The following is a 12,515-nucleotide window of genomic DNA, read 5'->3' on the forward strand; positions in this document are numbered from 1 at the left end:
CGCAATGCGCGGCTTTGTCGCTGCATATGCGATCTTGCTAACAAAAAAGCCGGGCTGAACCCGGCTTTTTCAAGATCGTCGAGGTTACAATTTGTTTATTGGGCAGGCGCAGGTGCCGGAGCGGCCGGAGCCGGGGCGGCGGGGGCTGGCGCGGCCGGAGCCGCCGGCTTGGCGGGAGCAGCACCCTCGGCCGGCTTGGCAGGGGTGGCTGCTTCGGCCGGCTTGGCAGGCGCGGTCGCATCAGCAGCAGCCCCTGGCGCCGGCAGCGGCTTGGGATTGTCGGACAGCGTGCGCAGATAGGCGATGACGTTGGCGCGGTCCTCGTCCTTGGGCAGGCCGGCAAAGCCCATGGCCGTGCCCTTCACGAATTTCTTCGGTGAGGTGATGAAGTGGTTGATGTTGTCATAGGTCCACTTCTCGGTGCCGCCCTTGGAGAATTCCTTCATGCCGGCCGAGTAGGCAAAGCCTTCATGCTCGCCAACCGGACGGTCGATGAGATCCCACAGATCGGGGCCGACCTTGTTGGGGCCGCCCTTTTCACCGGAATGGCAGGCCTGGCATTTCTTGAACACCGCAGCGCCCGCTTCGACATTGGCGGTCGCCAGAAGGTCGGCGATCGGCTTGGCTTCGGCAGCCGGAGCGGCCGGGCCGCCTTCGGCGGGCTCGGTGGCTTCGATGGCGAAGCCGGGCTTTTCCGGCGCCGGCGAGGCAAACAGCGCATCCGACACAAGGCCAACCGAGAAGACCACGAAAACAGTTCCGAGCAATCCGGCGAGCAGCTTGTTGACTTCGTTGGAATCCATACGCCCCTTGCTCCCTTTTCCGGCGGACCGATCCGTCCACTCCGTCCGTCGGTATCGTGACCCACCCTGCTAAGGCGGTCAAATCGGGCGGAAACTAGGTCTTTTGCTCCGGCGTTGCAACACCTATAAGGGCGCTTCCAGTGAGACCTTTTGCCACTTTTCCCTTCCCCTTTTGAGACGCCTTGCAACGCGCATGTCCACGCTGATCCTGATCCCGGCCCGCATGGCCTCGACCCGCCTGCCAGGCAAGCCGCTGGCCGACATCGCCGGCGCGCCGATGATCGTCCATGTCGCCCGCCGCGCCGCCGAGGCCGGCCTCGGCCGGGTGGTGGTGGCGACCGACACGCAAAGCGTGGCGGAAGCGGTGCGCGCGCATGGTTTCGAGGCCGTGATGACGCGCATGGATCACGAATCCGGCTCCGATCGCATCCACGAGGCTTTGGTTGCGCTTGATCCCGAACGCAAGGTCGAAACGATCGTCAATGTGCAAGGCGACTTGCCGACAATCGACCCGGAAATCATCGCCGCGTCGCTCAGGCCGTTCGAAGACAGGGCGGTGGATATCGCCACGCTCGGCGTCGAGATCGTCCGCGACGAGGAAAAGACCAATCCCAACGTCGTCAAGATCGTCGGCTCGCCGCTCTCCGGCACCAGGCTGAGGGCGCTCTATTTCACCCGCGCCACCGCGCCATGGGGCGAAGGCGCGCTGTACCACCATGTCGGCCTCTACGCCTATCGGCGCGCGGCACTCGAGCGCTTCGTGGCGCTGAAGCCGTCGCCACTCGAACGGCGCGAACGGCTGGAACAGCTGCGGGCGCTGGAAGCCGGCATGCGCATCGATGCCGAGATCGTGCGATCATTGCCACTTGGCGTCGACACGCCGCAAGACCTCGAACGCGCCAGAACCATCCTTTCACACTGAACAATCCCTTCCAACAGAGACACTTTGAACCGAGACTTGGGCATGCCTGAAAAGACCAACAGAATATCCTTCCAGGGCGAGCCGGGCGCCAATTCCGACACCGCCAGCCGCAATGTCTATCCCTCGATGGAGCCGTTGCCGTGCCCGACCTTCGAGGATGCGTTCAACGCGGTCGAGACGGGCAAGGCCGATCTCGCCATGATCCCGATCGAGAACACCATCGCCGGGCGCGTCGCCGACATCCACCATCTGTTGCCGGAATCAAGGCTGCACATCGTTGGCGAATATTTCCTGCCGATCCATTTCCAGCTGATGGTGCTGCCCGGGGTCAAACGCAACGAGATCAAGACCGTGCACAGCCACATCCACGCGCTTGGCCAGTGCCGCAAATACATCCGCAAGAATGGCTGGAAGCCGGTGGTCGCCGGCGACACGGCGGGTTCTGCGAAGCTGGTTTCGGAGGTCAAGGACCGCACCATGGCGTCGCTCGCCCCGGCGCTCGCGGCAGAGCTCTACGGGCTCGACATCATTGAGGAGAATGTCGAGGACACCGATTCCAACGTCACCCGCTTTGTCGTTCTGACCAAGAACAAGCAATGGGCCGAACGCCCGTCGGCCGACACCAAGATGATGACGACATTCATCTTCCGCGTCCGCAACGTGCCGGCCGCGCTCTACAAGGCAATGGGCGGTTTCGCCACCAACGGCATCAACATGACCAAGCTGGAGAGCTACCAGTTGGGGGCGTTCACCGCGACGCTGTTTTACGCCGACATCGAGGGCCATCCCGACGATCCGCTGGTCAAGCTGGCACTGGACGAGCTTCGTTTCTTCTCCCGTGAGGTGCGGATCCTGGGCGTCTATCCGGCCAGCGAGTCACGCGAGCAGTGGAAGGTGGCTGACTAGGTGCGTTGAGATTCAGGTCAGCCTTTGCAGGCCGGGGTTACCTGAATATCAACATGGCCTAAATCACCGCGCCAAGCGGCACGTAGTCGATCTCCATGAACGTCTCGACTTCCGGCACCCAGCGGTCACGCACGAAGGCGACGTGGTCGGGATGGTCATTGTACCTGTTGTAGGCCGCCTGGTCGGCGAACTCCATCGAGAAGCCGAAGCGGTAATCGTTCTTGGGGCTGACCTGCCGCAATTGTTCGAAATGCGCAACGCCCCTGATCGCCGAGAGGGCTTTCTTGGCGTCGACCAGGAACCTCTTCTCCTCCAGCGAATGCGGCGGATGCTTCAGCGTGAAGACGACGGTGTGACGGATCATTTTCTGCTCCTGCAATGTCTTTCGGTACTGGCTGCCATTATTCGCTGTCCACCCAGGCCCGGATGAGGTGATGCGCAATGGCGCCTTTCGGTGGCGTGACCAGATCGCCGGGATGTTCCCTGGTCAGCATCAAGCGCACCTCGTCGCGGGCAAACCAGCGGCAGTCTTCAAGCTCGTTGAGGTCGGCCTGGATGTCGTCGTTGAGCGGCTCGCCGAAACAGCCGATCATCAGCGAATAGGGAAACGGCCAAGGCTGGCTGGCGTGATAGACGACACGGCCGAGCCGGATCCCAGCCTCTTCCAGCGTCTCGCGGCGCACCGCCGCTTCGATCGTCTCGCCCGGTTCGATGAAGCCGGCAAGGGCCGAATACATGCCCGGCCCGAAATGCCGACCGCGCCCGAGCAGGCATTTATCCCGCGTCGCCGTCAGCATGATCGCCACCGGGTCCGTGCGCGGAAAATGCTCTGTGCCGCAATTTGGGCAATGCCGCTTGTAGCCGCCGGCCCGCATCTGCGATTCGGTACCGCATTTGCTGCAGAAGCGATGGCTTGCATGCCAGGCGAGCAGGGCAGCGCCTTGCGCCATCGCGCCGGCGGCCGCCTCATCGATCAGCCCTTGCATGTAGACCGAGCGATAGTCGATCGCTTTGATAGTCTCGGGCAAATGTTCGGCCTCGACGCCGGCTGGTATCGCCAGCACGGGTCCCAGGTCGGAAAAGCCGAGCAGGACGCCGTGGGCGAAGGAAACCTTGAACGGCTCGCTCTCGGCGGCGCGAAACCAGGGGTCGAGGCCACCGTTGCCCCCGAGCTTCAGATAGAGCCGGCCGCCATTCATCAGAAGCAGCCGCGTCGTCGGATCGGCCAGCGCCTTGTCGACGGAATCGTCGGCGCGGTTTTCGGATTGCCGGTCGATGATGTTGCCGGCAAAGCCGACGAACTGGCTCGGCTCGCGCAGCGGCGCGTCAAACAGGCGGAAGCTCATGCGGACTCTGATGCTTTGGGATGGACACGGGGAAGGCTTATAGCGCCGCCCTTATCGTTTGGGCAAACCGGCGCAGGTCGGAACGTTGATAGGGCTCGCGCAGGCCGTGTCCCCACACCGGGCCTGGCCAGCCGGGATCGCCCTCCGAACGCGCGACGACATGGATGTGTAGTTGGCGCACGATGTTGCCGAGCGCGCCGGTGTTGATCTTGGTGCAGCCGGTGGCCTTCTTCAGCGCCTGCGCCACCATATTGGTCTCGAAGGTCAGCATTGCCTGGTCGAGCGGCGTCATGTCGTGGATTTCTTCCGCGCCCGGCCGCTGCGGCACCAGGAGCAGCCATGGCCAGCGCCGGTCGTTCATCACCCGCAATTCGCACAGCCCAAGCCACATCAACTGTTCGCTGTCCGCCTCCAGCCGGGCATCCAGCGTGAATCCGGCCTTAAGGCCCGGCAGCATCGGCGTTTCCCTTGCTTTTCTTGGTTTCCTCAAACTCATAAACGCTAGAGCGGCTGCAACAGGGCTGCAAGCGAATCATTGATCCCCAGCGGTTCGTGATGCCGATTCGCCTGCGCACTTGCATTTCATCGCCGAATTGCCGATATGGACAGCGGGAGGTTGGTGGTGGACGATCCACTCGCCAACCGGGTCAGGTCCGGAAGGAAGCAGCCCTAACGAGCCCGGAACGGGTCATTGTTCCAGCCTCCCACCTCATCGGCTCCTCTCGCGACATTGACGACGCATTGCTGCGCGGGCGAGACTATGCGCAGAAATAGGCCGCCTTCGGGCGCGGCCCTTTGGAGCTTTACGGGCGAATGAGCGAAGCCGGAAATTCGGGAACGGACAAGGCCGCTGCCTATCGGGTGCTGGCGCGCAAGTACCGTCCTTCGAACTTCTCCGAGCTGGTCGGCCAGGAGCCGATGGTGCGTACCCTCACCAACGCCTTTGCCACCGGCCGCATTGCCCAGGCCTGGATGCTGACCGGCGTGCGCGGCGTCGGCAAGACCACGACGGCGCGCATACTGGCGCGGGCCCTGAACTATAAAACCCCGACAACGGACCAACCTTCGGTCGACCTTGCCGTGCTCGGTGAGCATTGCCAGGCGATCATGGAAGGCCGCCATGTCGACGTCATCGAGATGGATGCCGCCTCGCACACCGGCATCGACGACATCAGGGACATCATCGAGCGCGTGCGCTATGCGCCGGTCTCGGCCCGCTACAAGGTCTACATCATCGACGAAGTGCACATGCTTTCCACGCAGGCCTTCAACGGCCTGCTAAAGACGCTCGAAGAGCCGCCGCCGCACGTCAAATTCATCTTCGCCACCACCGAAATCCGCAAGGTTCCGATCACCGTCCTCTCGCGCTGCCAGCGCTTTGACCTTAGGCGCATCGATGCCGGCGCGCTGGTCGCGCACCTCTCCTCGATCTCGGCCAAGGAAGGCATTTCGGTCGACGACGACGCGCTGGCAATGATCGCACGCGCAGCCGAAGGGTCGGCCCGTGATTCGCTCTCCATCCTCGACCAGGCGATCGCCCATGGCGCGGGCTCGGTCAGCGCCGACGCGGTCCGGGCGATGCTGGGATTGGCCGATCGTGCCCGCATCGTCGACCTGTTCGAACATGTGATGAAGGGCGATGTGGCCGCCGCTCTTGGGGAATTCCGCACACAGTACGACACCGGCGCCGACCCGGCTGCCGTGCTGACAGATCTTGCCGAGTTCAACCACCTCGTCACCCGGCTGCGTTTCGTGCCGTCGGCCGTCGACGACGCTGCGCTGTCGCAGGACGAGCGGCAACGCGGCGCGGATTTCGCCAGGACGCTGTCGGTCAGGGTGCTGTCGCGGACATGGCAGATGCTGCTCAAGGGCATCCCCGAGGTGCAGTCCTCCAACCGGCCGGTGAGCGCCGCCGAGATGGTGCTGATCCGGCTGGCCCACGCCGCCGACCTGCCGACACTGGATGAGGCGTTGAGATCGCTTGAGGGCTCAGCGCCGGTTCCAAATGGCGCGTCGCGCCCCGCCGGCGCGCCCACGGGTCCCGGCAATGGTGGCGGCGCCAGCGCGGTTGCACAGACCCGCATGCCATCCGGGCCAGGCGGCGCGCAGACCATGCGGCTGGTCGAGGTCACGCCCGCGCCCGCCGCTTTCGTCGCGCCCCCGCAACCGGTCCTGGAGACGCCGCAGGTTCCGCTGAAATCGCTGGCCGACATCATTGCTCTTGCCGACGCGCAGCGTGACATCGCTTTCAAGGTGCTGGTCAAGAGCTGTATCCGTCTTGTGCGCATCGAGCCCGGCCGCATCGACGTCGGTCTGACCGCCGATGCGCCCAAGATGCTGCTCAACGACCTGACGACGAAACTGCGCGCCTGGACCGGCCGCAGCTGGCTGGTCTCGCTGTCGAAGGAAGAGGGCGGCCAGACGCTCGCCGAAATGGAATCGACCAAGCGCGAGACCGCCTTCCTCGATGCCAAGAGCGATCCTACCGTCGCCGCCATTCTGGCGCGGTTCCCCGGCGCCAAGATCATCGACGTGCGCATTCCCGACTCGCCGGAAGCCGATACGACCGAGGCCGAAGTGCCGGTCGAGCCGCCAGCGGACGACGACGAAACCTGACCAGAGCCACGAATCCGCAAAGGACGCGACCATGAAAGATCTTCTCGGCCTGATGGGCAAGGCGAAGGAAATGCAGGCCAAGTTCCAGGCCATGCAGGACGAGATCGCCACGCTGGAAGCGTCCGGCCAGGCCGGCGGCGGCCTGGTCAACGTGACGTTGACCGGAAAATTCGAGATGAAATCTCTGAAGATCGATCCGTCCCTGTTCAAGGAAGATGATGTCGAGATCCTGGAGGACCTGGTGCTCGCCGCCCACAACGACGCCAAGACCAAGGTCGAGCAGATCATGCAGGAGAAGACCAAGGCGCTGACCGCCGGCCTGCCGATCCCGCCAGGAATGAAACTGCCCTTCTAACGTTCGGTGGCGCTACGCCCATGATCGAAGAGCCCTCCGAAAGACTGATCGAGCAGCGCGTTCGCTGCAGGATCTACGAGATCCTGGAAATCCTGGCCGATTGCGACGCCGGCGTCGATCTTGTCGGCATCAGGGGCTACTTCGACCTGTTCGAGGATTACGTGCATCGCCCGTCGATCGAGGCCGGCACGTCGGCGCTGTCGAAGGACGAGCGTGTGATCGTGCTCGAGATCGCCGAATTCCTGGAGGCGGCCTGCGAGACAAATCCGGACTTCACCAAGGCCGAATTCATCGAAAGCGACTGGCCGGGAAAGATCGCGCCGACGGCCAGGGATGCGCTGGCGCTGTTCCTCAGGCGCGGCCTGTTTTCGGAGAAAGTCGAAGAGGTCGAACCTGGTCAGCCGGTCTCGATGGCTGCGGCGCGTTGACAGAATAAAGCCATGCAACTGTGCCAGTTTGGCAACAGTGCCTCGCTAATAACGTTTTAGCCATCATTTTGCCTGAAAGTGTCTCATTCTTGCCGCAGCCTGGGGGCGGGCATCGAAGTGAGGGTTACCTTTTGATTTCCATGCGATGGAAGACGCCGCTGTTGCTCGGCGCCGTCATTTCACCCTTGTTTTTGGCTGCCTGCAGCCAGACCACCTCGCACGGCATGTCCGTCGCCAGCCTGACCGACGCCATCACCCCGAGTTTCCTGAGTTCCCGATCTTACAGTCACACGCCAAAGGACAGGGAATGCCTGGAACGGGCGATGTTCTTCGAGTCCAACCGGTCGAGCCGTGACGGCATGATCGCGGTCGGCACGGTGGTGATGAACCGGCTGCGCTCCGGCAACCACGGCAGCACCATTTGCGAGGTGGTGGGCGAGCCCGGGCAGTTCGCGCCCGGCGTCATGACCCGGCCGATGAATTCGCGGGCCATGCCCGATGTCGAGGAAGCCGCCGACGCCGTGCTCAAGGGTGAGCGCAAGGGCAAGCTGAAGAACACGATGTATTTCCACACCGCCGGGCTGCGTTTCCCTTACAAGAACATGCATTACACCATGGTTGCCGGCGGCAATGCCTTCTACGAGAAGCGTGGTCGCAATTGGCAGCCGCTGCCGGATGAGCCGCAGGTCGCCATTGCCTCGGCGGCGCCCGTGAAGCCGGCAGCACCGGTGATCCTTGTTGCTTCCGCCGAGCCGGTGCGTCCGGCCAAGCCGGCAACCATCCGATCCGCGCCTGCCCAGCAGACCTTTGTGACCGCCGCCGTGGTGCCGACCGCGAAACCCGCGCGCGCCTCGGCGGAGCCGACGGTTGTGGCGATGCAGGAGCCCATGGAAGAGCCGGATGCCGCCCGTTTTGGCGGAACCTTGAACACCCGGATCATCTCCTCGGTTGCGAACGCGCCGCAAGAGGCGTCGATGGGATTCCAGTCGACACCGGAGAACACTGACGCCATCGGCGCGATGATCGCCAGCCAGAGCCGTCCGCTCGAGGTCAACTGATCCGTACTCCATGGCCCGCCAAGACAATATGGCGGGTCATGCGGACGCGGGATGTTCCAAAACGCACTGAAAAATCCTAGATCAGAGCGATGTCCAAGCGAATCGCCGGTCCGGAGATCGAACGTCTGATCCAGCTCCTGGCCAAGGTGCCGGGGCTGGGGCCCCGTTCGGCCAGGCGTGCGGCACTGCATCTGATCAAGAAGAAGGAGCAGCTGTTGTCGCCGCTCGCCGCCGCCATGGCCGAGGCTGCCGACAAGGTGCGCATCTGCTCGACCTGCGGCAATGTCGATACGTCGGACCCATGCATGATCTGCACCGATCCGCGCCGTGACGCCGGCACCATCATCGTCGTCGAGGACGTTTCCGACCTATGGGCGCTGGAGCGGGCGGCAGCGATGAATGTGCGCTACCACGTGCTCGGCGGCACGCTGTCGCCGCTCGACGGTATCGGCCCCGACCAGCTCAACATCCGCTCGCTGATCGACCGCGTCGCCGGCGGCGAGGTCAAGGAGATCATCCTCGCCGTCAACGCGACGGTCGAGGGCCAGACCACCGCGCACTACCTCACAGATCAGCTGTCCGGCTTCGACATCAAGGTGACACGCCTTGCGCATGGCGTGCCGGTCGGCGGCGAGCTCGATTATCTCGACGAGGGCACGCTGGCGGCCGCACTTCGCTCACGGACGGCGTTTTGACGCAATTGGCGGAGAAGAGTCTGTGATGAGCGGTTTCCTCCAGGCGATTGCACGCCGTCCCACCCCCCTCTGTCCTGCCGGACATCTCCCCCGCAAGGGGGGAGATCGGATGTCACGTTTGCTTTCGCCAATCTGCGACGTTGCAAGGTTGGCGATGCCGTCGCAACCGCCAATCTCCCCCCTTGCGGGGGAGATGTCCGGCAGGACAGAGGGGGGTGGGAAGGAACGCAGCCTCTATGAACGACTCGTCACGATTGTCCTCGCAATCCTTATGGCGTTGGGCGCTTCATCCCCCGCCTCCGCTGCAAAAATCGACGACCAATTCCGCGCCTGGCTGCAGAACGACCTGTGGCCGGAGGCGAAGGCGAAAGGCATTTCCAAAAAAACCTTCGACGCCGCTTTCGATGGCATCAAGCCCAATCTGAAGCTGCCCGACCTGGTCAAGCCGGGCGAAAAGGCGACCACGCCGCAGAAACAGCATCAGGCCGAATTCGGCTCACCCGGTGCCTATTTCGCCGAGAAGACCATCGGTGCGGTGACGGCCGGCGGTCGGGCGCGCGAAGCGACCAATGCCCGCACGCTGGCCGCCATCGAAAAGCGCTATGGCGTGCCGGGCGAAGTGCTGCTGGCGATCTGGGGCCGTGAAACCGGCTTCGGCGCGGCGAAAATGCCCTATGATGCCTTCGAGGTGTTGGGCACCAAGGCATTCATGTCGACCAAGAAGGATTTCTTTCGCACGGAGCTTTTGGCCGCGCTGGAAATCGTCGAGCGCGGCCTGGCCCCGGTCGGCGCAATGAAGTCATCCTGGGCCGGCGCGCTCGGCCAGCCGCAATTCATGCCGACTTCGTTCCTGAAGCATGCCGTCGATTTCGACGGCGATGGCCGTGTCGACATATGGAATTCGACGCCGGACGTGCTGGCCTCTATCGCCAACTACCTCGTCCACTATGGCTGGGTGAGGGGGCGTGGCTGGGGCTTTGAGGTGACCGTCCCGGAGACGGTCTCCTGTTCGCTGGAGGGTCCGGACCAGGGTAAGACAATTTCGCAATGGGCTGACATGGGCATCAAGCGCATTGGCGGAAAGCCGTTTCCGGAGAGCGAGCTGAAAGCCGAAGGCTTCCTGCTGATGCCGGCCGGGCGCAGCGGGCCGGCCTTCATCGCCACCCCCAATTTCTACGTGCTGAAGGAATACAACACCAGCGACCTCTACGCGCTGTTCATCGGCCACGGCGCCGATCGCATCGCCCATGGCGACAGCAATTTTGCCGGCAGCTGGGGCGCGGTGGGTGGGCTCTATCGGTCGGACATCGCCGCCTTGCAGCGGGCGCTGGAGGCCAAGGGCTACGATGTCGGCAGCGCCGACGGGCTGCCCGGCTTCAAGACCCGCCGGTCGATCGGCAAGTGGCAAGCCAAGAACGGCCGCGCCGCCACCTGTTTTCCCGATGCCGATCTGGTCGCGGCGCTGAAGTAGCTCCGATATTTAGCAGATTTTTCCCGATTGGCGGCATCAATTAGCCGGCGCGTGCATCGACTCGCCCCAGCCCATTCTGGTCCAATACGCTGTCTTGCAAATGCTCGTTGCGGGCCAGAATGCCGCCGGATATGGTGTTGACCAATTGGACAAAAACCACGACGGTAAGTGGGCAGAGGGCCATTGTCGGCCCCGAAAAGAATACTGCAATCCTGAGCCGGGAACTCAGGTCAACAAAACAGGGAACAATCACAATGATGATGGAAAAGTTTGCTCTACGCTCGCGCATCCTGCTCGCGGGTGCCGCCATGTCCGCGCTGCTTCTGGCCGGCGCGCCGGCGGGCGCGGTCACCCCCGCCGACACCCTGGTCGAAGGTTTCGCGATCGACGACATCATTTCCATGGATCCGGGCGAGGCGTTCGAGTTGTCGACCGCCGAGGTTACCGGCAACACCTATGATCTGCTCGTCCGTCTCGACCTCAGCGACACCTCCAAGGTCAAGGGCGACCTCGCCGAAAGCTGGACCGTTTCCGACGACGGCCTGACCTACACGTTCAAGCTCAAGCCCGGCCTGAAATTCGCCTCGGGCAATCCGATCACCGCGGCCGATGTCGCCTATTCCTTCGAGCGCGCCGTAAAGCTGGACAAGAGCCCGGCCTTCATCATCGACCAGTTCGGCATCAGTGGCGACAACGTCACTGAGAAGGCCAAGGCGGTCGACGACACCACCTTCCAGTTCGTAGTCGACAAGGCCTATGCGCCGAGCTTCGTCTTGAACTGCCTGTCGGCAACCGTTGCTTCGGTGGTCGATGCCAAGCTGGTCAAGGAACATGTCGCCGCGGTCACGCCGAGTGCCGACTACAAATGGGACAATGATTTCGGCAATGCCTGGCTGAAAACCGGCTACGCCGGCTCCGGGGTCTTCAAGTTGCGCGAATGGCGCGCCAACGAAGCCGTCGTCATGGAGCGCAACGACAATTACTTCGGCGAAAAGGCCAAGCTTGCCCGCGTCATCTACCGCAACATGAAGGAAAGCTCGGCCCAGCGGCTGGCGCTCGAAGCCGGCGACATCGACGTTGCCCGCAACCTCGAGCCCAACGACCTCGACGCCATTGCCAAGAAGGCGGATTTGACCACCACCAGTGCGCCGAAGGGCACGGTCTATTACATCAGCCTCAACCAGAAGAACCCGAACCTCGCCAAACCCGAGGTGCGCCAGGCGTTCAAGTATCTTGTCGACTATGATGCTTTGGGCTCGACCATCCTCAAGGGCATCGGCGAGATCCACCAGACCTTCCTGCCAAAAGGCGTGCTCGGCGAACTCGATGAGAATCCGTTCAAGCTCGATGTTGCCAAGGCCAAGGAATTGCTGGCCAAGGCCGGTCTAGCCGACGGCTTCAGCGTAACCATGGATGTACGCACCGGCCAGCCGACCACCGGCATGGCGGAATCGATCCAGCAGACGCTCGGCCAAGCCGGCATCAAGCTGGAGATCATTCCCGGCGACGGCAAGCAGACGCTGACCAAATACCGCGCCCGCAACCACGACATCTATATCGGCCAGTGGGGCCAGGATTATTTCGATCCGAACTCTAACGCCCAGACCTTTGCCTCGAACCCGGACAATTCGGATGCAGGCAAGACCAAGACGCTCGCCTGGCGCAACGCCTGGGACATTCCGGACCTGACCAAGCAGACGGAAGCGGCCCTGCTTGAGAAGGACGCGGGCAAGCGCGCGGCGATGTACCAGGATCTCGAGAAGAAGATCCTCGACACCAGCCCCTTCGTCGTTATCCATCAGCAGCTGGAAGTGGCCGGCCTGCGCAAGAACCTCAAGGGCTTCGCACTCGGCCCGAGCTTCGACAGCAACTTCGTCGGGCCGGTTTCCAAGGAATAACGCCGACGGACGCGCCG

General features: G+C 63.1%; 13 protein-coding genes and 1 other RNA gene. 10 read left to right on the forward strand and 4 right to left on the reverse strand.

Features of this window, described 5'->3' with window-relative positions; translation table 11 throughout:
* Positions 1-95 precede the first annotated feature (95 nt).
* Positions 96-803: a c-type cytochrome gene (locus tag AC1D0I_RS04615; RefSeq protein WP_477393373.1), complete on the reverse strand. Its 708-nt coding sequence runs from the start codon at positions 801-803 to the stop codon at positions 96-98.
* Between the two features lie 193 nt (positions 804-996).
* Here AC1D0I_RS04615 and AC1D0I_RS04620 point away from each other — a divergent pair, with 193 nt between their 5' ends.
* A complete protein-coding gene (locus AC1D0I_RS04620) occupies positions 997-1,725 on the forward strand; it encodes a 3-deoxy-manno-octulosonate cytidylyltransferase (RefSeq protein WP_095082492.1) in 729 nt (242 codons plus the stop codon).
* 42 nt (positions 1,726-1,767) lie between these two features.
* Positions 1,768-2,631, forward strand: a complete 864-nt coding sequence (locus tag AC1D0I_RS04625) for a prephenate dehydratase (RefSeq protein WP_095084280.1) — start codon at positions 1,768-1,770, stop codon at positions 2,629-2,631.
* A gap of 58 nt (positions 2,632-2,689) precedes the next feature.
* Here the strand turns inward: AC1D0I_RS04625 and AC1D0I_RS04630 are convergent, their stop codons facing one another.
* The 3 genes from AC1D0I_RS04630 to AC1D0I_RS04640 are packed head-to-tail and all read right to left on the reverse strand — an operon-like array spanning position 2,690 to position 4,434.
* Entirely contained in the window at positions 2,690-2,995 is a 306-nt protein-coding gene (locus AC1D0I_RS04630) for a Dabb family protein (protein ID WP_477393375.1), read from the reverse strand.
* A gap of 37 nt (positions 2,996-3,032) precedes the next feature.
* A complete protein-coding gene (gene nudC / locus AC1D0I_RS04635) occupies positions 3,033-3,977 on the reverse strand; it encodes an NAD(+) diphosphatase (RefSeq protein WP_477393377.1) in 945 nt (314 codons plus the stop codon).
* Positions 3,978-4,014: 37 nt separating this feature from the next.
* The gene (locus AC1D0I_RS04640) at positions 4,015-4,434 is read right to left on the reverse strand and encodes an HIT family protein (RefSeq protein WP_184877469.1); all 420 of its coding nucleotides are present in this window, start codon (positions 4,432-4,434) and stop codon (positions 4,015-4,017) included.
* 154 nt (positions 4,435-4,588) lie between these two features.
* Here AC1D0I_RS04640 and ffs point away from each other — a divergent pair.
* The 8 genes from ffs (at position 4,589) to AC1D0I_RS04680 (ending at position 12,498) form a co-directional block, all read left to right on the forward strand.
* Positions 4,589-4,685: signal recognition particle sRNA small type (gene ffs, locus AC1D0I_RS04645), an RNA gene on the forward strand.
* A gap of 105 nt (positions 4,686-4,790) precedes the next feature.
* Entirely contained in the window at positions 4,791-6,593 is a 1,803-nt protein-coding gene (locus AC1D0I_RS04650; RefSeq protein WP_477393379.1) for a DNA polymerase III subunit gamma/tau, read from the forward strand.
* Between the two features lie 31 nt (positions 6,594-6,624).
* Positions 6,625-6,948: a YbaB/EbfC family nucleoid-associated protein gene (locus AC1D0I_RS04655; protein ID WP_013527931.1), complete on the forward strand. Its 324-nt coding sequence runs from the start codon at positions 6,625-6,627 to the stop codon at positions 6,946-6,948.
* A gap of 20 nt (positions 6,949-6,968) precedes the next feature.
* Complete coding sequence (locus AC1D0I_RS04660) at positions 6,969-7,376, forward strand: hypothetical protein (RefSeq protein WP_477393381.1); 408 nt, start codon at positions 6,969-6,971, stop codon at positions 7,374-7,376.
* Between the two features lie 131 nt (positions 7,377-7,507).
* A complete protein-coding gene (locus tag AC1D0I_RS04665) occupies positions 7,508-8,434 on the forward strand; it encodes a cell wall hydrolase (protein WP_477393383.1) in 927 nt (308 codons plus the stop codon).
* An 89-nt stretch (positions 8,435-8,523) separates the two neighbouring features.
* Positions 8,524-9,129 (forward strand): recombination mediator RecR, encoded by a 606-nt coding sequence (gene recR, locus AC1D0I_RS04670; RefSeq protein ID WP_184877477.1) that lies wholly within the window; start codon positions 8,524-8,526, stop codon positions 9,127-9,129.
* A gap of 193 nt (positions 9,130-9,322) precedes the next feature.
* Positions 9,323-10,600 carry a lytic murein transglycosylase gene (locus AC1D0I_RS04675; RefSeq protein ID WP_477393385.1) on the forward strand — a complete coding sequence of 426 codons (1,278 nt, stop codon included), beginning with the start codon at positions 9,323-9,325 and terminating at the stop codon, positions 10,598-10,600.
* A 254-nt stretch (positions 10,601-10,854) separates the two neighbouring features.
* The gene (locus tag AC1D0I_RS04680; protein ID WP_477225320.1) at positions 10,855-12,498 is read left to right on the forward strand and encodes an ABC transporter substrate-binding protein; all 1,644 of its coding nucleotides are present in this window, start codon (positions 10,855-10,857) and stop codon (positions 12,496-12,498) included.
* Positions 12,499-12,515: the final 17 nt, after the last annotated feature.

This window comes from Mesorhizobium sp. P2_D1 (genome assembly GCF_056404455.1).